Annotated in this window: 20 protein-coding genes and 1 tRNA gene; 11 read left to right on the plus strand and 10 right to left on the minus strand. The window is 55.5% G+C overall.

The features are described 5' to 3' along the window. Nucleotides 1-29: 29 nt before the first annotated feature. The 5 genes from hisD to ACR1XV_RS14990 are packed head-to-tail and all read right to left on the minus strand — an operon-like array spanning nucleotide 30 to nucleotide 3807. Nucleotides 30-1331 (minus strand): histidinol dehydrogenase, encoded by a 1302-nt coding sequence (hisD, locus tag ACR1XV_RS14970; protein WP_480532700.1) that lies wholly within the window; start codon nucleotides 1329-1331, stop codon nucleotides 30-32. 60 nt (nucleotides 1332-1391) lie between these two features. Beyond that, on the minus strand, nucleotides 1392-1913 hold the full coding sequence (locus ACR1XV_RS14975) for a GNAT family N-acetyltransferase (RefSeq protein WP_480532702.1): 522 nt from the start codon (nucleotides 1911-1913) through the stop codon (nucleotides 1392-1394). Further along, nucleotides 1910-2386 carry a DUF2948 family protein gene (locus ACR1XV_RS14980; RefSeq protein ID WP_480532704.1) on the minus strand — a complete coding sequence of 159 codons (477 nt, stop codon included), beginning with the start codon at nucleotides 2384-2386 and terminating at the stop codon, nucleotides 1910-1912. Before ACR1XV_RS14980 ends, ACR1XV_RS14975 begins: the two co-directional genes overlap by 4 nt. Further along, on the minus strand, nucleotides 2383-3651 hold the full coding sequence (murA, locus tag ACR1XV_RS14985) for a UDP-N-acetylglucosamine 1-carboxyvinyltransferase (protein ID WP_480532706.1): 1269 nt from the start codon (nucleotides 3649-3651) through the stop codon (nucleotides 2383-2385). The genes ACR1XV_RS14980 and murA overlap by 4 nt, the downstream gene beginning before the upstream one ends. Nucleotides 3652-3657: 6 nt before the next feature. Then, complete coding sequence (locus ACR1XV_RS14990; RefSeq protein WP_480532708.1) at nucleotides 3658-3807, minus strand: hypothetical protein; 150 nt, start codon at nucleotides 3805-3807, stop codon at nucleotides 3658-3660. Nucleotides 3808-3890: 83 nt separating this feature from the next. Between ACR1XV_RS14990 and ACR1XV_RS14995 the strand changes: the two genes are divergently transcribed. From ACR1XV_RS14995 to ACR1XV_RS15015, 5 genes are all read left to right on the plus strand, one after another. Further along, a tRNA-Thr gene (locus ACR1XV_RS14995) sits at nucleotides 3891-3965 on the plus strand. Nucleotides 3966-4053: 88 nt separating this feature from the next. Next, nucleotides 4054-5676: a DUF6538 domain-containing protein gene (locus ACR1XV_RS15000; RefSeq protein ID WP_480532876.1), complete on the plus strand. Its 1623-nt coding sequence runs from the start codon at nucleotides 4054-4056 to the stop codon at nucleotides 5674-5676. A 58-nt stretch (nucleotides 5677-5734) separates the two neighbouring features. After that, complete coding sequence (locus ACR1XV_RS15005; protein WP_480532710.1) at nucleotides 5735-6295, plus strand: hypothetical protein; 561 nt, start codon at nucleotides 5735-5737, stop codon at nucleotides 6293-6295. Nucleotides 6296-6449: 154 nt separating this feature from the next. Then, the gene (locus ACR1XV_RS15010) at nucleotides 6450-10040 is read left to right on the plus strand and encodes a hypothetical protein (RefSeq protein ID WP_480532712.1); all 3591 of its coding nucleotides are present in this window, start codon (nucleotides 6450-6452) and stop codon (nucleotides 10038-10040) included. A 959-nt stretch (nucleotides 10041-10999) separates the two neighbouring features. Then, the gene (locus ACR1XV_RS15015; RefSeq protein ID WP_480532878.1) at nucleotides 11000-11461 is read left to right on the plus strand and encodes a BRO-N domain-containing protein; all 462 of its coding nucleotides are present in this window, start codon (nucleotides 11000-11002) and stop codon (nucleotides 11459-11461) included. A 635-nt stretch (nucleotides 11462-12096) separates the two neighbouring features. Here the strand turns inward: ACR1XV_RS15015 and ACR1XV_RS15020 are convergent. Beyond that, nucleotides 12097-12291, minus strand: coding sequence for a hypothetical protein (locus tag ACR1XV_RS15020; protein WP_480532714.1), 195 nt, complete (start codon nucleotides 12289-12291; stop codon nucleotides 12097-12099). A 222-nt stretch (nucleotides 12292-12513) separates the two neighbouring features. Between ACR1XV_RS15020 and ACR1XV_RS15025 the strand changes: the two genes are divergently transcribed. The 6 genes from ACR1XV_RS15025 to ACR1XV_RS15050 all read left to right on the plus strand — a co-directional run bounded on the left by ACR1XV_RS15025 (nucleotide 12514) and on the right by ACR1XV_RS15050 (nucleotide 17525). After that, nucleotides 12514-13149, plus strand: a complete 636-nt coding sequence (locus ACR1XV_RS15025) for a recombinase family protein (RefSeq protein WP_480532716.1) — start codon at nucleotides 12514-12516, stop codon at nucleotides 13147-13149. A 191-nt stretch (nucleotides 13150-13340) separates the two neighbouring features. After that, the gene (locus ACR1XV_RS15030; protein WP_480532718.1) at nucleotides 13341-13610 is read left to right on the plus strand and encodes a hypothetical protein; all 270 of its coding nucleotides are present in this window, start codon (nucleotides 13341-13343) and stop codon (nucleotides 13608-13610) included. 137 nt (nucleotides 13611-13747) lie between these two features. Then, on the plus strand, nucleotides 13748-14506 hold the full coding sequence (locus ACR1XV_RS15035) for a hypothetical protein (protein ID WP_480532720.1): 759 nt from the start codon (nucleotides 13748-13750) through the stop codon (nucleotides 14504-14506). Beyond that, the gene (locus ACR1XV_RS15040; protein WP_480532722.1) at nucleotides 14503-15276 is read left to right on the plus strand and encodes a pentapeptide repeat-containing protein; all 774 of its coding nucleotides are present in this window, start codon (nucleotides 14503-14505) and stop codon (nucleotides 15274-15276) included. Before ACR1XV_RS15035 ends, ACR1XV_RS15040 begins: the two co-directional genes overlap by 4 nt. An 8-nt stretch (nucleotides 15277-15284) precedes the next feature. Continuing rightward, on the plus strand, nucleotides 15285-16919 hold the full coding sequence (locus ACR1XV_RS15045; RefSeq protein ID WP_480532724.1) for an AAA family ATPase: 1635 nt from the start codon (nucleotides 15285-15287) through the stop codon (nucleotides 16917-16919). Between the two features lie 264 nt (nucleotides 16920-17183). After that, nucleotides 17184-17525 carry a hypothetical protein gene (locus ACR1XV_RS15050; protein ID WP_480532726.1) on the plus strand — a complete coding sequence of 114 codons (342 nt, stop codon included), beginning with the start codon at nucleotides 17184-17186 and terminating at the stop codon, nucleotides 17523-17525. A gap of 716 nt (nucleotides 17526-18241) precedes the next feature. Here ACR1XV_RS15050 and ACR1XV_RS15055 read toward each other — a convergent pair. From ACR1XV_RS15055 to ACR1XV_RS15070, 4 genes are read right to left on the minus strand one after another with little or no spacing between them, the layout of a single operon-like run. Further along, complete coding sequence (locus tag ACR1XV_RS15055; protein WP_480532728.1) at nucleotides 18242-19912, minus strand: TniQ family protein; 1671 nt, start codon at nucleotides 19910-19912, stop codon at nucleotides 18242-18244. Next, a complete protein-coding gene (locus ACR1XV_RS15060) occupies nucleotides 19912-20877 on the minus strand; it encodes an ATP-binding protein (RefSeq protein ID WP_480532730.1) in 966 nt (321 codons plus the stop codon). Before ACR1XV_RS15060 ends, ACR1XV_RS15055 begins: the two co-directional genes overlap by 1 nt. Then, nucleotides 20870-22993, minus strand: coding sequence for a Mu transposase C-terminal domain-containing protein (locus ACR1XV_RS15065; RefSeq protein ID WP_480532732.1), 2124 nt, complete (start codon nucleotides 22991-22993; stop codon nucleotides 20870-20872). The genes ACR1XV_RS15060 and ACR1XV_RS15065 overlap by 8 nt, the downstream gene beginning before the upstream one ends. Then, the gene (locus ACR1XV_RS15070) at nucleotides 22993-23400 is read right to left on the minus strand and encodes a Tn7 transposase TnsA N-terminal domain-containing protein (RefSeq protein WP_480532734.1); all 408 of its coding nucleotides are present in this window, start codon (nucleotides 23398-23400) and stop codon (nucleotides 22993-22995) included. Before ACR1XV_RS15070 ends, ACR1XV_RS15065 begins: the two co-directional genes overlap by 1 nt. Between the last annotated feature and the right edge of the window lie 80 nt (nucleotides 23401-23480).

The raw sequence follows: 23480 nt of genomic DNA on the forward strand, positions 1-23480 counted from the left end.
GCGCACGGTGCCAAAGTCTTTGCGTCACGTCAGTCGTTCAGCCGGTTCAGGCGCGCTGTGACCGACAGGCCGTGTGCCTCAAGGCTTTCCGAGCGCGCCAGTTGTTCGGCGGCGGGGCCGATGGCGCGCAGGGCTGCCGGCGTCATCTGGCTGAGTGTGGTGCGTTTGAGGAAATCCATCACGCTGAGGCCCGAGGAAAACCGTGCCGAGCGGGCCGTGGGCAGGACGTGATTGGGGCCGCCGACATAATCGCCGATGGCTTCGGGTGTGTATTGGCCAAGGAAGATGGCACCTGCGTGGATGGTTTTGAGGCTCAGCGCCACGGGGTCGGCCACGCAAAGCTCGAGGTGCTCGGGGGCGATGCGGTTCGACAGGGCGGCGGCCTCGTCCAGATTGCGCACGGTGATGACCGCGCCAAAGTCGCGCCAGCTTGCACCCGCGATGGCATGGCGCTGCAGGGTTTCGAGGCGTTTTTCAACCGCCTGCGCAACGGCTTGCCCAAAACCGGCGTCGTCGGTGATCAGGATCGACTGCGCGCTTTCGTCATGTTCGGCCTGGCTGAGCAGGTCCAGCGCGATCCAGTCGGGGTCATTGTCCTTGTCGGCGATCACCAGAATTTCCGAAGGCCCCGCGATCATGTCGATGCCCACCTTGCCGAACACCCGGCGTTTGGCGGCGGCGACAAAGGCGTTGCCCGGCCCGGTGATCTTGTCGACCGGCGCGATGGTGTCGGTGCCATAGGCCAGCGCGGCAATCGCCTGCGCGCCGCCGATGCGATAGACCTCATCCACGCCTGCCAGTTGTGCGGCCAGCAGGACCAGCGGGTTCACCTGCCCGTCCGGCGTGGGCACGACGATGGCCAGCCGCCCAACCCCCGCCACCTTGGCCGGGATCGCGTTCATCAGCACCGAGGACGGGTAGGAGGCCAGACCACCCGGCACATACAAACCCGCCGCCGAAACCGCCGACCAGCGCCAGCCGAGCGTTGCGCCTGTGGCGTCGGTCCATTCCTGATCCTCGGGCATCTGGCGCGTGTGATAGGCGCGGATGCGGTCGGCGGCCAGTTCCAGTGCGGCGCGGTCCTCGGGCGTGACCTGCGCGACGGCTTCAGCGATCTCATCGGCGCTGAAGGCCATGGTTTCGGGCTTCAGCTCCAGCCGGTCGAATTTCGCGGTCAGTTCGATCACCGCCGCGTCGCCGCGCGCCCGCACATCGTCGATGATCTGCGCCACAACCGCATCCACATCGGGGCTGTCCTCACGCTTGGCTGATAGCAGCGCCTGAAACGCGGGCTCGAAATCGGGCGCGGTGGTGTCGAGGAAAACGGGCATGGTGGTACTCCGAAAGGCGTTTCATCGGGTCTTATCGCCCGAGCGGGGTGTCCTCAACCCTCAGCCCGTGGGGTGCAGCGATTTGCGCATCGGGAATTGGGGGATGCCATTCCAGTCTGCGGGGTCGCCGTGATCATGCCACCCCTGCGCAAGATAGAAATCATGCGCGGTTTTTGTGGCGTGCAGATGCGCCTGCGTGCAGCCCTGTGCGCGCAGGGCATCTTCGATCCGGGTCAGCAGCGCAGAGCCAAGCCCGCGCCCGGTGTGATCGGGATCGACATAGAGCAGGGTGACCTCTCCGCCAGCCCGCAATCCGCCGACCCCTGCGACCTCGTCGGCCCGGGTTGCCACCCACAGCTCTGCCCCGCCGTCGATCCAGCTGCGGATGCTGGCGGGGTCCTTGTTGGCGGTCCACTGGCCAAGCTTTTCGGGATCATCCAGATGATCGGCCCGGCACAGATCGCGGATCGAACGGGTCAGGACGCGGCTCATGCCAAAGACGTCGAACACGGTCGCCCGGCGCAGGTCGACGCCGCCGGGCGGGGCCGGGAACGCCTGCGCAATGCCGCGTTTGTTGTTCACTCGGGGTGATGCGGGGCGTGGCCCGAGGGGGCGATATAAGGGCGGGTGACGTCCTTGAGCGTGGCGTCCACCGCCTCGACCGTCAGACGAATCGCGCCGTCGCCGGCCAGCGTCAGCAGGATCCGGCCCGCGCCATCCTCGGCCGGTTCGAAATCGACCGACAACAGTGACAGGATCATGTCCTTGTCGCTGCGGTCGATGCCCTGACTGGCCACCGACAGGACCGAGCCGAACATCAGCACCGCCTGCACCCGCTCGAACGCGCGGCCGCGTTTGGTGGCGGCGTCGCGGTCCTCCCACCGGAACCGGTTCAGCAACAGGGCAAAGCGGCGCTGGGCCGGTTGCCATGTCATCTCGGTCACCGGGAAGATCGCGTCTTGCGTCAGTGTTGCAATCACCTGCAGGTCATCGGCATCCTCGGCCCCGAGGTTCAGCGGCGCCTCGCGCCCGTCGTGAAAACTTGCGTCTGTCATTCGCCCTTGATCCGTTCAATCCTTGCGCCCACGCCTTCCAGCTTGCGCACCACATGCTCATATCCGCGGTCCAGATGATAGACCCGGCTGACGGTTGTCTCGCCTTCCGCCGCCAACCCGGCCAGGATCAGCGAGACCGAGGCCCGCAGGTCCGTCGCCATAACCGGCGCACCTTTCAGGCGTTCGACCCCGGTCACGGTGGCGGTGCCGCCATGAACCTCGATTTCAGCGCCCATACGGACAAGTTCAGGGGCGTGCATAAAGCGATTCTCGAAAATACGCTCTTCAAGAACGGACACACCTTCGGCAGTACACATCAGCGCCATCATCTGCGCCTGCAGATCGGTCGGGAAGCCGGGGAAGGGTTCGGTGACCACATCCACGGCCCGAACCCGCCCGTTCTTGCGAGCGACTTTCAGGCCCTTCTCGGTTTCCGTGACATTGATCCCCGCCGCATCCAGCTTGGCCGCGAAGGATTCAACCAGTCGCATCCGACCACCCAGCAATTCGACCTCGCCACCGCAGATGGCGGGGGCCAGCATATAGGTGCCCAGCTCGATCCGGTCGGTCACGACCTGATGGGTTGCGCCATGCAGGCGGTTGACGCCTTGAATTTCGATGGTCGAAGTCCCCTCGCCGGAAATCTGCGCGCCCATCTTGCGCAAGCATTCGACCAGATCGACGATCTCGGGCTCACGTGCCGCGTTTTTCAGCACCGTGGTGCCCTTGGCGAGCGTGGCGGCCATGACGATGTTCTCGGTCGCGCCCACGGATGCAAAGCGCATCTCATGCACCGCGCCTTTCAGGCCACCGGGGGCGTTGGCGTGCAGATAGCCGTCTTTAAGCTCGATCTCGGCCCCAAGCGCCTCCAGTCCTTCGACATGCAAATCCATGGGCCGCGCGCCAATGGCACATCCGCCGGGCAGCGAGACAACCGCCTGCCCGAACCGCGCCAGCAACGGCCCCAGCACAAGGTTCGAAGCGCGCATCTTGCGCACGATATCGTAGTCGGCCACGTGGCTGGTCAGATCGTGGCTGGACATGGCGATCACCTGCCCGTCCTGCAGCGCCGAGACCTCGGCCCCCAGCGATTGCAACAGGGCGGTCATGGTCTTGATGTCGCTTAGTCGCGGCGCATTGGTCAGCGTCAGCGGTTCTTCGCTGAGCAGCGTCGCAGGCATCAGCGTGAGGCACGCATTCTTGGCCCCCGCGATCGGAATCTGCCCGTTCAGCGGGCCATTGCCCGTCACCAGAATCGAATCCATCTGCTCTTATCCCTCGTCCTTGCCGGCCTTGCCCGTCGCCCGCGCCTTGGCCTGCGCCTTGCGCCGCGCCATATTCGCCTTGAGCGCCGCCTTGAGGCGGTCTTCGCGCGTTTCGCCGGATTTGCCGTGTTTTTTGGGTGAATTTTTGTCTGCCATTGTCTTTCTCTACAGGAGACGTAAAAAACCGTCCAGACACCCTTGCGCCGCGTTTCGTTTGAGTCTAATCACCCGCCCACGATGCTGCTGTAGCTCAGAGGTAGAGCACTCCCTTGGTAAGGGAGAGGTCGAGAGTTCAATTCTCTCCAGCAGCACCATCCAATCGCCCTTGTTTTTATGGTTGCCCTTGTATCTAAGGGTGCAGCGCCGCCGTGTTTGGTACATGGAGGTGGTACATTGAAGCGAGTGAAAATGATGCCGAACCCGATGCTGCGGGACAACGGATACTACTATGTCTGGATTACAGTTCCTGCCGATCTTACTGAGAAGGCCAAGGGGACGTTCGTCAATATCCCAGTTGGTGAAACCACTGTCACGCGCAAGATTACGACACACGCAAAGACATCACTACGCACAAAGGACATAAGGGAAGCCCGCAGGCTGTTTCCCGCTGCCTTAGCTGCAGTTGAGGCGCATTGGGAAAGCTTGAGGATTGGGCCTATCGAGCTAAGTCACAGGCAAGCCGTTGCGCTAGCTGGTGAAGTGCGAGCTGCGTTTGTGGAAGGCTTTGACGAAAACCCCGGCGAACCTCAGTTGTGGCAAAGCACACTGAAGAGAAACGCGCTGGCTCAGAGGGGTTTGGTCAATAATCTACAGGTGGAGGTTGATGGCGCAGGGAAAACACAAGAGGCCTTGGAAGCGCGGTTCGGAGGCCTAGCTGATGCGATACTGCGCAAGCATAGCCTACGCATAACAACGCCGTCACGGTTAAAACTGCTCGGCCACCTGTCCACAGCGATGAACGAAGCGGCGACGGTTAACAAGGCGAAATCGCTGGGCGACTACTCGGATAGCGGTCAGACGGACAAATACCCAGCATTCGCAGTGCCAAGGGCGCAGGAAATAGACCGCGAAAAGGGTGGCACGGGGAAAACCCTGACAGATGTACTCGATCAACGGATCAAGGATAAAGCGCAAGGGAAGGATGCCGTTCCAGTTAAGAAAGGCACTGAGGATAAGCTGCGAACGGTAATCCAAGAGTTCCGCGAATTCAGAGGCCACGAGACCATCGGCACATTAACCACTGAAGAAGTAGACCAGTGGAAACGAGCGATGCTGGACGAAGGTAAGCTCAGCAACAACACAATTGCCCAGCGCATCCAAAACCTCAGAACCTTGGTGCAGTACGGACGTAGACAATCGTTCGGCTCACTTTTCCCTGAAGGAAACCCAGTTGACTTGGTAGAAAGGCCAGAGGCAGCAGCAGTGCCAAGTTCAGAACGCACATTCCGTCTTGAAGAGGCCCGCGCCGTTCTGCTTGCCACACGCGATCAGTCATTGAGCGATGAGACGCGATGGCTCCCGTGGCTTTGCGCCTATAGTGGTGCAAGGATCAACGAGCCTGCACAGCTACGAGCAGAAGACATATTCGAAGTCGGCGGGCGCTGGTTCATGCGGCTGACTACCATGGGTGGAAGATCGCTGAAGAACCAACACAGCGAACGGCGCGTACCTATCCATGATGATGTGTTGAGTGAAGGTTTCTTGAAGTTCGTGGCTAGCAAAAAGGCCGCTGCAAAGGGTGACCAATCATGCCGCCTCTTTGCTGCTTCCAGCCAGTCGAAAGTACGGGATTGGGTCAGAAGAACCTTAAAGATCACTCGCGCAGAACTGCAGCCTAACCATGGCTGGCGGCACCTCTTCGAAGACATGGCGTTGTCCGCAGGGATGCAAGACAGCGCTCGCAATTACATCACGGGACGTACACGGGGCAGCTCGGACGAAGGGTACGGTAAGAGCGAAGCAATGCTCCCCGGCTTGGCTGAACAAATGGCGCTTGTTCCCAGCTACCTAGACACAGGGAACTGAAGCGGGTCAGAAGTTTCCGCTTGCCCGATGAAGGTACCGCAAGAACGCGCGATACTCCGTGGATCAATATAACGTTGGTGTCAGCCAACGAGCGGAGAACCTGTCCGATATACAGGCGGGCCTCACATCTATTCCGTCGGAAATTAATAAGTTCCACCATTGCTTAACACCCGAAACGCTCGGGCAAAAATTCACGAATATCGAAAGGCAATCCATGACAAAACCAAAACATACAAAGGACGAAGTTATCATTAGCGACTTGGCGGGGCCGATGTGTACAGCACTTTCCAGCCTGTCACTTGGACGCGATGTTGAAGCACTGTTGAACACCCATGTATTGCTGGCCATCGCTGATGAGCCGGGATGCACTTCAAGGTACCTCCAAGAGAAATTTGGTATGGTACAAAGCACGATCTACAAGACGCTCAAAAAACTGGGTGCTAAGAAAGGCGGGGGAACAGCAGCACCGGGTCTCATCGTGGCATACAAGGACGGCAAGAGACACCGTCACAAGCTGACCGATAATGGCAGGGTTTGGGTCAACAAGGCGCTAGATCAACTTGAAGACCGTACACTGATGATCGCTCGCCAAAGGATGATTGCAGCTCGCGCAAAATAGCCGCGTTTAAGCCATGGCCCGTTATACGATGCTCCCCATCTGATGAGCCAACCAAATCAAGTCGCGCCCCTTGCCGCCCTCATTGTCCCGCTCGGACTGTGGGGGTTTTTCGTTTGTGGGCAAATGTCGCGCGACGAATGAACAAAGGAAACCTATGACTGGTATTCAATTCGACGAAAACGGGATGATCGTGGTCCCAGACACAACCAACACTGACACTCCTACCAATGGGCTGCAGTTCGATGAGAACGGGATGCTCGTAATCCCGGCAGCTCAGCCTGCGCCCACTTCAGCCGAGCCTCAGGGGGAAACCTCTGGGGCAGCTGTCGAGGTGTCGGCAGAGACTGAAGAAGGCGCTAGCTTTCTTGAAGAAGCCTACCGGGCTGTCGTCGGTGGTGTCCGTGATGGGGCTCAAGAGATCGGAGAGACGGTCCAGTGGGCTGGCGAAAGCCTCGGCAATGCGATCACTGGTGGCAACGACCTCTACTACACAGGGGACGACGGATTCGAGTGGCTGTCGCAAGGCGAAGCCAAGGCCCGCGATGATATCCCCGAGTGGCAGACCCGCGACCTCTTCGGCAAGGAAGGGACCGTGTCGCTCCCTGAAGTCGAGAAGAACAAGACTATGGCGGGCGGTATGGTCCGTGGTGTCACGCAGTTCGTCGCTGGCTATGGCGCTGTCGGCAGATCGCTGAAGCTAGCCAAGGCCACCACCAAGACAGGCGCAGCGGTCAAGGGTCTCACCCAAGGCGCGGCCACTGACTTCGTTGCGTTCGACGCCCACGAGAACCGCCTGTCCGATCTGGTGCAATCCGTCCCGGCACTGCAGAACCCACTGACCGACTTGCTGGAAGCTGAGGCTGACGACAGCATCCTTGAAGGGAAGCTGAAGAACGCTGTTGAAGGCTTGGGGCTGGGCGTGGCGATGGAAGGTATCATGCACGTCTTCCGTGCCTACAAGCGGGCTAAGCCGCTGGCTAACGCTGGCGACGAGAAGGCCGCGACAGAGATCATGAACGAAGCCGCTGAGCGGGTGGATGAGCTACAGCTCGACCTGTTTGATGCGACAACTGACCCTAATCTGAGGGGAGGCGATCAGCTTGGACAACAGCCCGTTGCCAAAGATGGCGAGGTGTCATCAACGGCGAGCGTAGTAGCCGCTCGGGCCGAACCCCAAACGCCCAGCGCCCCTGTTAACACAGACGCTCTTCAGCGTAACCTGTACAGTGAGATGGTCATGCGACGGGGAGGATCATTCCCAGACCCCAACCGCTCCCCCGATGGCGACCTTTTCAACTTCAACACTTGGGACAGTGATGTGGAACTGAAGGATGTCATGAACATGGCAACCGAGAGCATACACAGGGCGGGCATCAAAGAGCCCACCACGTTCGCTGAGATCGTCGCTGACAGCAGGAAAGTGGTTGCTGGCTATGTAGACGTCGATCCTGCAGTGCTGGACCGCTCACTGGCGCGTATGGCTCAGGACGCTGAACAGCAGCAATCCATGGTTGTAGCGGCAAAGGGTCTAGTCCAGTCGCTGGCCGGTGAAGTCGAGCGGCTAGCTTACAAGATCGACAGTGGCAACGCGACCGATGCTGACATGACCAAATTCCTGGCTATGCAGTCGCGGATGGTGGAGACCTCAGCGAACCTGAAGAGCGTTATCACCGGGGCAGCTCAGACCACCGCAGCGGGTCGCATTCGTACCACTGACGCGATCACGGGGCAGCAACTGGCCCGGTCGGAGATCATCCGGCAGCACGAGAATGCTATTTCTGATGCGGGTGGGGCCGATGCAATCAAGCAGATGGCGCGGTCTGTATTGGATGCCAATGAAATACAAGGGGTCTCTGGTGTGGTTAAGGCAGCTGAGGGGTCAACGTCCGCTGGCAAGGTGCTGCAGGAGTACTGGATCAATTCCATCCTGTCTGGTCCTAAGACCCAGATCGCCAACATCACGGGCAACATGCTGCAGTCTGTGGCACTGCCTACCTACAAGATCGCTGGCGGGATGGCGCGGCTGGATCAGAAAGCCATCCGTGAAGGGGTGCAGCACTATGCTGGTCTCAACATCGCGGTTCGTGACGCTACTCGAATGGCGCTCAAGGCTTTGAAGGAAGGCCGCAACATCCTTGACCCAGAGGCCGCGATCTTAAAAGCCAATGGGGTCAACACTCATGCGATCAGAAGCAACAGCGACAACGAAGTGGTCCGCAATGCAATCAACTGGATTGGGACTGGTATCCGCATTCCGTCGCGCCTGCTGTCCACTGGGGACGAGTTCTTCAAACAGCTCAACTACCGGGCAGACCTCTACGCCAAGCTGAACGTGGAAGCGTTTGATTTGATCCAGTCAGGCAAGATCACCAAAGAGCAGGCTGGCAAATGGGTCGCTGATCGGATGAAAACAGGCTTCAACAAGGACGGGTCAGCTCGTCATCTGGAAAGCCTAAACGTCGCTCGGGAAACCACCTTCACAAACGAACTGCGGCAGGGGTCATTCTCTCGGAACCTGCAGAACATGAGCAACCGCCATCCGTGGCTGAAGTTGATTGTTCCGTTCGTACGCACCCCCACCAACATCATTGTCCAGTTCGCGCAAACCACACCGGGCCTGCAATACGCTTCGAAGACTTGGCGTGAAGAACTGGCGGCGGGTGGGACTCGTGCAGCTGCAGCTCGCGGGAAACAAGTCGTTGGCGGTCTGATCTGGGGCAGCGCCATCATGGCAGCTCTGGAAGGACGCATCACTGGCACCGGGCCGAAAGACCCACAACAGCGGGCGCGGTTGCTGGAAACCGGATGGCGTCCATACAGCTTCCGCATTGAGGGCGATGGCGGCAGCGTCCGCTACATCGAGTACAGGCGGCTTGATCCGTTTGCCATGGTCTTCGGCATCGCTGCAGACGTCGCGGAGATCGGCGGCGAGCTGGACGAGATGACCATGAAAGATGTTGCTCTCGCTGCCACGGTCGGCTTGATGCAGAACCTCGGGTCAAAGTCATATCTGACAGGCATCCAGACCGCCGTGAAGGCTATGGAAGACCCAGCCCGGTGGGGTCAGTCCACGGTCAACAGCTACGGCTCCTCAATGGTCCCGTTCTCTTCCGCCATGCGGGAAGCAAGGAAGCAGCATGACCCGTACATGCGGGAAGTCCGCAGCCTTGTGGACAGCTTGCGCAACACCGTGCCGGGTTTGTCTGATGACCTGCCAGCGCGGCGCTCGTGGATTACAGGCGAACCCATTGCGTACCCGTCGGGCTGGGGACCGTCCAGCTTGTCGGCTCTTGGCGAAGCTGTGGCCGCGTCCAACCCGTTCATCACCAGTGACTGGAAACAGGACAAGGTACTCGATGAGCTGACGGGGCTGCAGTATAGCTTCAGCGCCCCTACGAGGAAGGTGCAGGGTGTCGAACTGGATGCGAGCCAGTACGCACGTCTCAATGAGCTACACGGCACAATCAAGATCGGTAGCTACACCCTGCATGGGCGGTTGGAAAAACTGTTCGAAAGCGACAGGTATCTGCGGCTTCCTACGGACGTGACAGACCCCACAGTCGATCCGCGCATCCGATTGGTTCAGAAAGTCATTACGGGCTATCGGGAGAAAGCCAGAGCTGAGCTGCTGAAGGAATATCCTGAGATCAAACAGCAGGTACGGTCGCAGCAGCAGGAGCTTTCGCGGAATGCGCGGCGTCGGCACTCAGGGATGGAAGCCTACGGCAATCTCGCCAATCAGTGACCCGGTTTGGCCATGATAATAGAGGGGCCTTCCGCTGTTCGGCGGGGGGCTTCAGCACATCGCAGACGGTTTCGGCGGTGGATCGAGGCGGGATTCCGGGTGCGGAAACGAATACGTGAAAAGTGTTTAAAAACAATGGACTAGAAATAGGTTCCACCATTGATAAATGCCCCCGCTATACTATAGCTATGCTAACGCTTTGCCTGTAGCTTCCTGTGGCTACATCCTCCCCTCGGTATAATCCTATAGCAATATAGCTGTAGCTATGCCCAAAGCTTGAATATGGCTTCCTGTGGCTAACTCCCTCCCCCGTTATACCTCATAGTCATAGTTCCTATAGTTACAGCCATAGAGGATGACCCAGCCCCGTGGCTAGTTTTTAGCATGTAGCTACAGCCCTCCAGCGTATTTTCGTTGGGGGGCTTTTTTGTTTGACGCGGTGTGGGTCTTGTCGCAGTTGCCAGCTTATGCGCAAGCGACGTTGCAAGGGTTTATCAGATGAACACTTCGCGCAGCTGAGTTTGCCATCCTTAAGCACTGACGAGGTAGGTAAATTCTGTGGAGAAGGTTCACCCGCAGTTCTTTCGCGGGTCACAACAGTTGATACGGCGTCAACTGAATAACAGCCCGGTCTCACGTTGGCGATTAAATCATTGGCACCAGATCAGCTCCAGTTAAATCCGATTGAACTGGTCAAGGGAAACAGCGATGGGCAAAGCTCAGGCCATAAGGCTATCGACATAGACCAGAAAACCAAGGTTAATCGAGATAACTTTGGCAGGGGCAATGGGTCTCAAAAGTTCAGACTCCTCCCCGCCTCACGAACTTCTCTTTCAATGTCCAGCCTCTGGCTGCGGACGCAAAAACTAAGTTCAGCTTAGGTTCAGGTGGCCGCAAATCAATCGCCATCAGCGAAGACGAGAAGGGGTTAAACACGAAACATGCCTTTCTCCGAGCAAATGGGAAATGCACTGACAACCTTTGATTTCAACAGCAACAGCATCCGAGTTATCGACCGTGACGGGGAGCCTTGGTTCGTGGCCATGGATGTGTGCCGTACTCTTGGTATTGCTATCGACAAGCGCACAGACAAAGTCTGTTTCTCACCCTCGCGGTTCACAACACTGAACCCAAGTGAGGTGAGTAAGCATCCTACGCAAGTACACCACTGTGACGGTCGGGCCATGATGCGCATGATGTATCAGGTGTCCGAGAGCGGCCTCTACAAACTCATCATGCGCTCTGACAAACCTGAAGCTCGCCCATTCCAAGACTGGGTCACTCGCGTCGTGCTGCCAGCTAGCCACAGGGAGACTCACACAGGCGCGTTAGATGCTCTGGTGGGTCAACACTGCCCATCGCTCTATAGGGCTACTCAGCGGCGATCTGGTGAACCCAGTATGCGATGTGGTGTGTCTTGACAGTGGCTGTCCCCTCAGCACTCTTTGGCTCCATGCCTGAGATATTCGCACTGATCCCGCTCGCCCTCTTTGTCGCCCTCACTTGCCGGATCGGAGACCCACTGGTTAGGCGGTGGCTTGATCACAGGTGGGAGCTGAGGAGAGAGCGCAGGAAGCGTCGGGATATTTAGGGGTCAAATATCTGAAAGCCTCAATATACATCCGGTGACAAAGCGTTCCCCCCTTCGCCTCCGCGCCGTGGGTGTGGCTAGGAGAATTGACCGGGGGTGGGGGTAGCGGGATGGTCTATAGCCAACCATCCACGAGAGCCACGAGAACGACAATCAACAAGGTCCAAGCCGCACCCGCAAGCAATGGCAAGATCGGGTTTTGATTGGTGATCCTGTCTGTTTCCCGTTGGAGCCGCGCTGTCTCAGCCTGCAGATCAGCAACGGTCGTGGGCTTATGCAGTCCAGTCATGCGCGTTACCCTGTCAGCTACTTGGGCTTTCAGTATAGGCGAATGGGTGCATCCAGCAAGATAAGCGTCATGGGCATTGTGTGCAGGGCAGTCCTTTTCGAAGCCATATAAGGCACTGGCTTCCACCCGGAATAAGTAGAGGGGGCGCTTCCGCCCCTCTCAGCAACTTGAGAGTGTCACACGTGGCGCTGATAGGAAGACCAACGGGTCAGGTACACCCGCACCTTCCCAGTGCATAGCTTCAGCTCTCCAGCGCCCTCAGGACCAGTCCCTGTACGCTCCAGTAGCGGACGGCTGAACGGCAACAGCGAGCCATTGTTCTCAATCGTGATTGCACCAATGAACGGCAGTGCGACAGTGTAGGTATTCATGGGTCTTCCTTCGTTCGAGTTCGATTGCCGTGGACGCTACGCCGCGCATTCCAGAACTGCACTGAGTCAGAGTGACTCACCCACAGTGATATGTTTTATTGTCCGCAAGGGTATACCTCCACGTACATCAAGATGACTGCGGCAAAAGCTGTCCGTAAGGGTTGACTTGTGTATTCGTACACCTCTATCAACGTACAGCACCTAAACGGACATGAGGACGACATGAGCAAGACTATCCTGTACGCACGAGTTTCGACTGCTGACCAGACGCTTGGCCATCAGCGGGCGCAAGCTGAAGCTGCTGGGTTTGAGATCGACGAGGTGGTATCCGACCACGGGGTTTCAGGTATCAGCACTACCCTTCAGGAAAGACCCGAGGGGAAGCGGCTGTACGATAAGCTGCGCCACGGTGACACGTTGGTGGTCCGTTGGGTGGATCGCTTGGGCCGCAACTACCAAGACGTTACTGACACTATCAGGCACTTTATGCGACAGGGTGTTGTTGTGCGGACAGTGATCAACAACCTCACCTTCGACGGGGCGACAACAGACCCCATGCAGGAAGCCGTGAGAGACGCACTGATAGCCTTTATGGCTGCGACAGCTCAAGCACAGGCGGAAGCAACGAAGGAGGCCCAGAAGGCGGGCATAGAGGCCGCACGGCAAGACGAAACCAAGTACCGTGGCAAGAAACCCAGCTACGACAGGGAAACGCTCACAGACGTTGTAGACATGCTGGCTAAGGGCGCAGGCGCTTCAGAAATCGCGAAGGCAACCACGCTAACACGGCAGACTGTCCTGCGGATCAGAGCTGACCCAGCAGCTGCACAGGCAGCCTTAGCCAAATGGGGTCTTTGATCTTATTTCTCTTTCACGATTTGTTTTAACATCCCCGAAGTGTAGCCGAAGATCGCTGGCGCTCACGTGGCGCATGGCGGCAAATGGTCTGCTGCTCATGTGAAGCGAGTTCTGGAAAGGCTCGTCGGATAACCCATTGACTGCCCATTTAATTCCCTTTGATATGGCGACGATAACAGAAGGGATTACGAATGAGTGCCGATACCAAGACCCAACTGAAGGTCGCGGCAGTAGCTGTACCACTGGGCTTTACCGTTGGGTGTATTTACCAAATGCTGAAGCAGAAGATCGGCGTCAGTGAAGCCATCAGAGTATATGTTGAACTGATGCAGGAGAGTGTACCATTTGTATTTGTAATGCTCTTCGTATTCTATTTGGCCGGGATGTTCACCTTGATTGCGTTGGGGCACTTCGGCACGAAGGCAAACCGGCTTCTTGGAATGTCTCCAGACCCCAAATAGTTGAGAACCCAGCGCAGCCGCACTATCACATCTCACCTTGTTTCTTCTCTGCTTTTGATGAGTATCATTTCGACAGTGCCAGCCGTAGATTTCGCAAACGCGCCCCTTTCAATCAGCTGTAGTCCAAGGAGAAATAGTTGAACGACCCAGAGTTTCGTAAGAACGAAAAGAACCCGCTGACAGAGCTTGCAGAGCTTCGGCTAGCCATCATGCCAAACGGCGATGAGTTCGACGTTCGAAGCCAATTGAGGTTTTCGGTCGCTGAAGTCTGCCTTAAGGATCGGGAGTATCGCGTAGGGATTTCGGAAGCACGTCTTCAACTCTATCTGGAAGGTTGGGAAACTGCCCTCGGGTGCGATTTCGGTAATGTTGAAATAGCGGCAACGTCCGAAGAAACAACGGTTACAACGCAGGCGTCAGTTGGCGGATCGCTTGAGGCATCCCCACATTTGAGCGGACATTTGTCGACCAAAGCAACTTTGCGCGGCGGTGCTGGTAAGACACAGAACCATTTGCTGCAAGCGAGTAAAGTTCACTTCCCAGTGGTTGCACTGCCCAACAACGCTTGGAAGGTGAAAGCGCCACCCGTCGGCAGCTCACAGCGCCCAGCTTTGGAAGGGTCAGCAATGAGCGGCGGATCACTCTGCCGTCTGCAGAAGAGGTCTGGAGGCAACCGACTGTCGTTGGCTGCGGAGTTACAGGTAAGGCGATCAAACATAACGGTGGTACCCACCAAAGGAAATGCGTTGGGGAAACTCTTCAGCCTGAGCAACAATAAGGATGCAGTCATTGCCAAAGTGCTTGAAAAAGCATTGCGGAGAGAAGCCTCCGCTATCCCTCAGGGAAGCCGGGAAGGCACTGTTGTTGTCTCCAAATCTGAGTGGACCGAAGTATGACGCGGCTTGTTGAGGACTACCTAACCGAAGATGAAGAACGCGCCATTGAGGCAGTGCTGTCCAGTAACGACATGCGTTTCGACCGCCTTGTACGGCTCGCCGGATTGGACCCAATCAGTGACTTCACATACGCGGACCTTCGCGATCTCAATTTTTGCGGCGCTGATCTGCGCGGTTTCGACTTTAGCGGGAGCGACCTGCGTGGCTGCGCCAAAGACGAACGCACTCTGATAGACCCAACCACCGTGCTGGACGGTGCAAAGATCAACTGGGTAGAAGCGCGTGACATTCCGATTGTGCAGCTAATGAGGGAAGTCGAAGTCGCGACCAGTAGCGAGGCGCGGGAAAAGTCACTGACTGAGTTAGAAAACAAGTTCGGCAAAACTGATCATGTGGTTTCGTTTGTTGTTAACGCCGCCAACACGGCTGATACTATGCAGGCTTTCTTGGACTACTTGGATTTCCTTCCTGCAAACCTCACCCCACACCAACTCTACAAAGTGGTTGAGGCTGGTGAACGATTGCTGACCAAGAAATTCACGAAGTCACGCTCACGTACAAGGCGTGAGGCCACCACGATTTTCGCAGCCTCCACAATCGCTGATCGCCTTTCTCAAGCTCGGGATTCGCTTGCTGCAGCGTGGTACCAAAGCTTAGCGGAAATCGTTGATACCGAAGAAACCAATGACGCCCTGAAAGGTACATCCGTTAGGTTCGACAAGAGAGAACTTTGGAAAGCGTTGGAGCGGCTTTATCAAAACCCCACATAGGTAGACATATGAACGAACAGGTAAATCCGCGTCGAGAACAAACTCTCAACCCCCCCTCAACTGATGGTACGAAGCAGTTCGCGATTGCCCCAGAAAAAGTGGTCTATGTACTGGGTCGCAATGGCACCGGGAAGTCTGCACTAGTGCAGTGGATGTACAGAAGCCTACCGCAACCAGTGAAGTACATTCCAGGGTCTCGGTACCCACAATTCGCACACGACAACATCTCAATGACGCCGCTGCAAGCTATTCAAACCGGCAAGAACATCATTAACGCGGATCGACAGGTTGACGCCAGATACAGACCATATGGCGCTGCTCAAAGAAACGAACAGGTCGTATACAATCTGCAGATGATCGAAACACAGTACAAGTTGGATGCACTTGAAGAGATCAAAGAATACGGTCGAGATGCAGCTGCCATACAAAGGCTTCAGGCCAACATTTCGCCGCTAGATCGGCTGAACGCTTTAATGGAGCGGGGCAATCTGGAAGTTCGCTTCGCCATCATTGAGGGCGAACTAAAAGCACTTCGCGATGGGAACACGTTTAGCTTGGCCAAGATGTCCGATGGGGAACGCAGCGCTCTGACGATCACCAGCGACGTACTGGGCGCAGAACCTGCTACGGTGTTTATCATTGACGAACCAGAGCTACACCTACACCCAGCCATCGTTGTTCCGCTACTGCGCGGGTTGATGGCAGAAAGACCAGACTGCAGTTTCGTAGTATCAACGCACGAGCTTGACACCGCTGTGCACTCTGAAAACGCCACAGCAATACTTGTTCGCGGGTGTGAATGGCAAGGTGATCAAGTTCGCACTTGGGATATCGACATACTAGAAGACACATCAGCGATACCAGAAGCTCTGCGGGTAGACTTGTTCGGTGCAAGACGGAAGTTGATGTTCGTTGAGGGCGACGCCACAAGTTTGGACCAGCCATTGTACGCGCTTTTGTTCCCACAGGTATCTGTGCGATCTAAAGAAACCTGCACCGAGGTCATTCGCGCAGTTCTTGGATTGCGAAGCTGTAATGAAGTTCATCATGCAGCGGCGTTTGGTATGGTTGACGGCGATGGAATGAGTGCGGAACAAGCAGCCGAGTACCAAGCCCAGATGATTTTCCCAGTTCCCTTCTACTCGGTCGAAAGCCTATACTATTGCCGAGAGATGATCGTCGCGCTCGCACAACGACAGGGCGAGACTTTGGGTATCAATGCGGATCAACTGATCACAGATGCCTATTCGAACGCTCTCAACGCCTTAAGCAAAGAAACCCGACACCACTTAGCTTGTATCACGAGCGAGCGGATGTTGCGCGATGCTGTGTTTACTCAACTTCCGAAAAGAGCTGAGATTGCGAAATCAGGTGATAAGGAAATAACAATTACCATCCCCTCTCCGCTTCCCGGCGAAATCCAACGCATTGAGCGTTGCGTAGAAGACGGCGATTTAGACGCGATCATCTCACGATACAAAGTCCGAGAAAGCCCCGTCCTAAATGAAGTCGCCAAGGCACTCCGTTTCTCAGGGCGCAAAGACTATGAAAAGGCAGTTTTGTCCCGCCTAACAGCCGATCCTGAGCTACGCAAAACACTAGCTGACAAGCTGGGAGACTTGAAGACCGCGATGCGGGAGTAGGACACCTGAGCGACTGATTTAAGTCGCAGTCTCCGAATAGGTTTACCTGCCATGCAGTGCGGCACCTTCAATGCCTATGAGGAACCTGTTAGCGCGGGTACAGCCAAAGCACACTGAAGGATTTCGAAAACGGTTGTATCATACCAGATAGTGACCGTTTAAGTGGTGAGCATACGTAGTGGAGTGATAATTCCGCTACGCCAGATCAGACATTGAGGGGCCCAGGCAGCATCGCCCCCAAGCACACAAAATTAGAGGCAGGACATGCGGAAAACACAGGCAGTTACAGCAGCAATACTATTGGCCAGCACCATCGCAACAGCCGGGAAGGCAGACACCTATTTAGAGACGACGAATAAAATGATTTCGTGCATGGTTGGCGCACGGGACAAGCAGCAAGCAGACATATCGGACGGGAAACTGCGGACGGTTGCGAGCGGTTACGCGGCGAAATACTCCACCGCCCTCAGAGACGGGCAAAGCGAAGCCACAGCCCATAAAATAGCGGTTAGCTTTGTTGATGGCTATTTCGTCAGCGATGCAGGCACCTCGCCTGACCGCCTCAGAATGCTTAATGCCTTGTATTTATCCTGCCTAAGTCGCTAAGCGGCATGACACCATCGAACGCAACGCTGCCACCGGAAATATCTATAGGCTCGACGCCCTGCACGTTCAGGCCGTTGACTTTTGGTTCACCCAACTGGTACATCCAAATCAAGGTGGCGCGTTAGAAACGCCATGAAAATAAGGGCCTTGTGACTGCCAGATTGGAGTTCAATTCTCTCCAGCAGCACCATGATTTCCCGAGAAATAGACGCTAGAAACCCTTGAAGAACAGGGGCTTTCGACGTTTTCCAGGTTTTCGATTTTCCGAAAATTGGCGTTCGCCGTATTTTGGGAAACGCAGCAAAATGCGATGAACTGCACGGAAAATGCGTGCAAAATCCGTGCAATCTGTTCCCGCGACGTTCCGCTGATCCCAGACGATTCGACCCGCTTTTCGCGCCACTATGCAGCCCGGTTTGGGCAGCAAATGACCAGAGGCGCTTGGCGGAACTCGCGGATGCAGGTCCTGAAAGGTGAGGGATACGTGGCAAGCTGCAGCTTACACCACACCACTTCGGTGCAGTCAGACTGGTCGAACTGTCAGTGGACGATTCAACATAGTTGTTCCATTGCAGATGCTAATTTGCTGAGGTTTTCGCCTCCGGCGATCCAAAATGCTCGACGGGTTCTTCCACAAATTCAGCATAGTTCTTCCATTGCAGGCGCAAAAAAGGGCTGGAAACAGTCCAGCCCAGCAAGGATCCGGTCAAAGAAAGTTAGTGCTGAACGCCGATCAGCGTCGCCAAACTGTCATTTTCCACAGTGCGGAATTTCTGTGCCCAACGCCGTGCGTAAGCTGGCGTTTCCTGGAGCTTGCCAGTTGCGATCAGGTTTTCAATCGTTTCAGTATTGCAGCCAAGCTTCTTACCTGCTCGAAGCAACGTCGTTCTGCCAGCTTCGAGTTTCGTGAAGACCGTCTGCACCATTTTGGGGCAAATCATATGATCGGATAGCAACGTTTTCCCTTTCTTCGGGTTTGTGACGGGAAGGCCATGCTTGATCACCATTGCCAGCACTTGCCACGTTGCGCACTTGGCTCGTTTGGCAGCATCCTGAAACGAAACCCATTTCTCGACGCCCTCAGTGTGAAAATATGGTTGCCAATTTGTGGTGACCGACTTTGCAAAACGCCAGATTTCCTCACTGTGATAGGCTGGGACCGCCCCCTGATGCTGGAAATGGCGGGCAATCAAGCCATGCTTTGTGAGGTCATCCAGAACGGCGCGGGTCACTCCTAGCTTAGTTGCCGTTCGTTTGGCACCATAAACACGCCGTAACTCATAGGCGACTTCTGCAGCAACGCTTTCTGGAATATAACGAACAAGCTCGAAATGGCCGCTGTTGTTCCTGCGGACATAACCGCGTTTCAAAAGCGAATGCCCTGTTTGTGCTGGATTGAGCCGTTTTTCTTTGGTTACGGTTTGCAAGCTGTGGAATCGACGCTTGGGATTTTCGACGCCAAGGACCTGCATGCCTTTCGGGATTGGGTACGTTTCGAAAATGAAGTCCCGCACCAGGTCTCGGATTGGATCGAAGGCTCTGTCGTCGTCTCGGTGGCGCAGCCAGTTGAAGAAAACACCAAACCGCGAGCGATACATGGAGTTATCGTTTGGTCGCCTGTTTTCCAATTCTTCGAGCTTTTCTACCATCGTCTCAGGTCCGCGTTTCAGACAGCCGTAGCCGACGCGACCAGCTTTCAACCAATCTTCTGGCGTTGCATCCTGCCGCCGGAAGTCCGAGCCTTTCAGAAGCAATAACCCAAAATACTCTGCAGTCTGCGTCGCAACGTGAAACGGCAGTTGGTCAATCCAACGATCTGCTTTGTCACCTCGGATCCTCTGTCGAATGTAAGTTTCTAGTGGTAAATCAACGGTGGAAACGAGCTGCGGTTCAGTCGGTTTGTATCCAATCCCAAGTTGGGCGATGTCGAAGTGGTCTTTGTTCGAGGGCGCTGGCGGGAGATCAACCAGAAGGCAGCCGTGTTTCATGCAGACACGCACGGAAGATAGTTGTGCTAGACCGGTTTGAAATACCGATTTCGTTCGATCATGTGCATACGCTGACTTGGCGCATACTGGGCAAATCCTTGGTGTCGTACGCCGAAACGCTGTGAACTTGATCTCTTCCTGGCCTAGTTGAAACCAGTTTTTTCGTATGACCCGGGGAGTATCCTTGATCAGTTGCGAGGCATCCGCACCGGCCAGAGTGGCAACTTTCTCAACCTCATATGTCTCGCCGTTCGCCAAACGAAAATAGTCAATTCCAATATCTGAGCAGAAGGTTATCAGCCGCGACGCGCCATTTCGACGCGCGAGCTCAGAAGCCAGTGATGTCGCACTCACACCGGATTTTGCTTCAATTGTCAGTGGAAGAGGATTTGTGCGCATCAGAAATCCTCCTCGTCGGTGTACAATCGCTGCGTATCAATTTGGAGGTAGTCAGGGACTAGGAAGGGATTGAAGGCGTCTCTGCACGCCTTCCAGGTCGTGAACCCCCTGCCGAAGTGGTGACAATCCAACTCCGTGTCACCTGCGTAAAGCGCCTCTTCAATGGCAAATAGTGACAACTTGATAACCAGGCCAAACTGATAAGCAGAGGCGTGAAGCACCCTTTTGCCCAGATCGTCATTTCGTTCCTCTGCATTGAACGAGAGACCGGCCTTTGATGCGTAACTCTGGATCAAAGTCAGCATGTCGAGGCTGTCCGAGCTCACCGTCAGAGGTTCGAATCTGATGGCCTTCATGCGACGTACCAGTTGGGTATCCAGATTGATGATCTCTTTGAGGTCTTCGGTACCAGAAAGCAAAAAACCAACAGGCCAATCCGGGTCCTGAGAGATCGATTTCAGAGTATTGACGATCTCTGGCAGCTCGTTCCGTCGGCCTTTTTTCTTTAGGTCCTGAGCTTCATCGAGATAAAGAAACAGAACCTGATTTTCCGCGAGGTGTAGGCGTACAAGATCCCAGATGTACCAGATCTTTCGGTCTGTCTTCAGATCATAGCCAAGGGCACTCAATATACTCATACCAACGGACTTTAGCGTCGCTGGGGATGGTATCGTCAGACTAATTATTTTGCCGTTTGGGAAGTCGGATACCAAAAGCCGCTGATTGGCGCGTTGGACAAGGCGCCTGCCAGCCGTTGTCTTGCCACTGCCTGTCGCCGCAATCAATGCCAGGCTCATAGCTTCCTGGCATCGGCCAGCCCGCAGATCAGCCAGTCTGAGCGCCAAAAGGCGCTCAAACGTTTGTTCAAGGTGTTCAAACCGGTGATGCCGAGCGAAACGCGCCGACAACTTGCTCATGATCTCCGGAGTCTCCAGGTCCTTTTGGGGCATGGAAAAATCATTCATCATCAAACTCCCAGTTTTTCCCTGCTCGGGGCTTTGGCCCATTGTCCGCAGAAGGCGGTTTGATTTCATGCGCGGTTGCGAAGGGATCGGTAGGCGCGGCAGGTGGGTTAATCAGATTGGAAAGCGATGCATCTGGATCTTGGCTTTGCTCTTCTAAGGGAAGCCTCAGGTGCCGATTTTCACGCTCGACGTCTTCGACCGTCGCCTCGTTAAGAGTAACGCCTGCGCGAAGCATTGCAGTCCTAACCGTGCTGTCTATTCTGGCATACGTATCGATGACGGTCTGACGATTTATGGTTTCGTTCTCTGATTTGCGTTTTAGAATTTCGCGTCTCACAGCTTTCCACTCCATCAGCGACATTCCCTTGAAAACGTCCCAACACGCTTCGGCTGCGAAACGCCGGTCACCTAGGTCAACCGTGATCCAACCCAGATCTTCGTAGTCCACGCGTATGGTGACTTTCTGCCCGGGGCACTGCAGAAAAGCGTCTCTCAATTCTGGACATTCGTAATTAATACAGGCGAACGTGACACCTGCATTATTCACCGCGCGCTCATGCACATGGCCCAAAGCCGCCCGAATTTCGTGCCCATCCGGTGGGACTGGCACCGTGTTCGCCTTGGACATCCGTTCCCACATCTGTGCTGGTGTATAACCATCCAGAGCTTCGTGTGGCTGATGGTGGTAGATATCGATCATGACAGAGATGATGAGGCCAATTAGTTCATCGTCAGACAGACAAGCCAAATCCTTTGATGGATAGTCACCACGCTCTTTGGTGTTCGAAAACGTTCGCCCCACTAGATGCGACATCAGAAGATGCCCATGTGTTTTGAAACTACTTTCAATAGTGCCTCTGAAATGCACCAGACCTAGTGGCGGATGTTCCACACCAATACCGAGCGACGCTGCCGCCAGATTGAACACCTCAGAGTGGAACGCTGTACCATGATCAGCCACTATGGAAAATGGGCGACCTCGCATCTCCCAAGTGTGTTTGCAACCAAATGCCCTTGCGATTGCGGTCTTGTCCCTAAGGACGTTCCGGAGACTGCGAACTGCATCTTCTCCGCCTTGGCTTTCCGCTATATGCAGAGATAGAATGCACTTAGTTGCGCAATCGATGTAGGCATAGAGCCAACGTCGCCCTTTCTCGAGTTGCCTGATGCGTTCAAGAGGAAGAACATCAAGAAGGCCGGTTGACGCAAAAAAACTGATGACATCGAGCTTGTTTTCATCGGTTTCGACTCGCTCCAATGGGAAATGGGCCTGAACACCTTTGCTCTTGAATGTGAACTCTCTCCTTGCAGCGGCGATCCCGTCCCTTCTGACCTTAAGATAGAATGCGCCCTGAGCTTTAATGACCGAATGCAGCTTCGTCTTACTTGGAACCCTCAACGGCGCCAGATTGTTTTTCTGACGCCCGGCGTTTTCTGAGTGGAACAGATCCTGCGTACGCTTGATCGCCTTTTTCTGCGTCGGTTTCTGTTTGGACGCGTAGAGCTCAACGACTTGCATCATCAGTGCGGCTTCTTCGAGTGAAAACCGCTGCAATCTATTCCCAGAGCGATGATACGCACGAACAAGCCCGTCGATCCGGTAGCCTGCCCTCTCGTAGGCCTTTAACCATTTTCGAAGAGTTCTGGATGAAGGAAACTTCTTGCCAGACATATTATCGCCCGCGCGCAGTTTCGCGTTTTCATACGCGCTTCCAAATCGAACTTCTGCATCATCCCGAAGCTGTGGCCGGTTTGCATTGATAGAAGCATCCGTCTTCTTGGCGCTGCCATTCATGTACCTGGCAAGAAAGGCGTCACAGCACGCCTGACTCCAAAGCACCTCCATCTGTTCCTCGGGAGGCAAGAATATGAAAACGGAACTCGATCCATGTTTCTCTTCCAGAACCCGACTGCCGATTGCACCGTGAGCATGCTCTATGCGCAGATTGGGGGTCTCCAATAGCTGCTTGAAATCGTCGAAGGTGATGCGTTCGGTCAGCCCTGAGGTTTCCAGGTGCTCAAAGACGTATCCTTGGCCATCGGTTTCAATAATCCGACCGGGACGGCCAAATAGAGTGACGAGGGCCGAACTGTGTATATGAAAAGGAATACCCATTACGCCACCTCCTGCATCAGAGAACGGTTGCGTAGCGTCAATGTTCTGCCTGCTTCTCGGGCGGCATCTGCGTTCAGATCCCTATCGGTCACCAGGAAGACTTTGGTTGCGAATGTCTTTGGCATTGCTGCGGCGACATGTGTGAGCAGGTTTCGAAGGTTTTGGCGTTCGGCAAGATTGTACGGCTTTACAGCCACTGCAATCCGCGAACCGTCCGATAGTTTCACAAGGAAGTCGAACGTATGGTGACCTTTTCGCCCGTCAGGTTTGGTGAATGAAATTGCGGGTGGTTGCTCGACAATATCAACGAGATCTTCTCTTGCTGCGGTTTGCATCAGGAAGTATTTCTCTTTGATACTTTCGTAGAATATCTGCCTCAACCAAGGTCTCGCCGGCGTTGCCAGCATCAAGAACCCACTTGAATGGCCTTTTGAGCGTAGATTGATCTTTCGCGACGCCACGCTCGCGAGAGGTGGTCGATAGAATT

Source organism: Ruegeria sp. AD2(2025) (genome assembly GCF_056542385.1).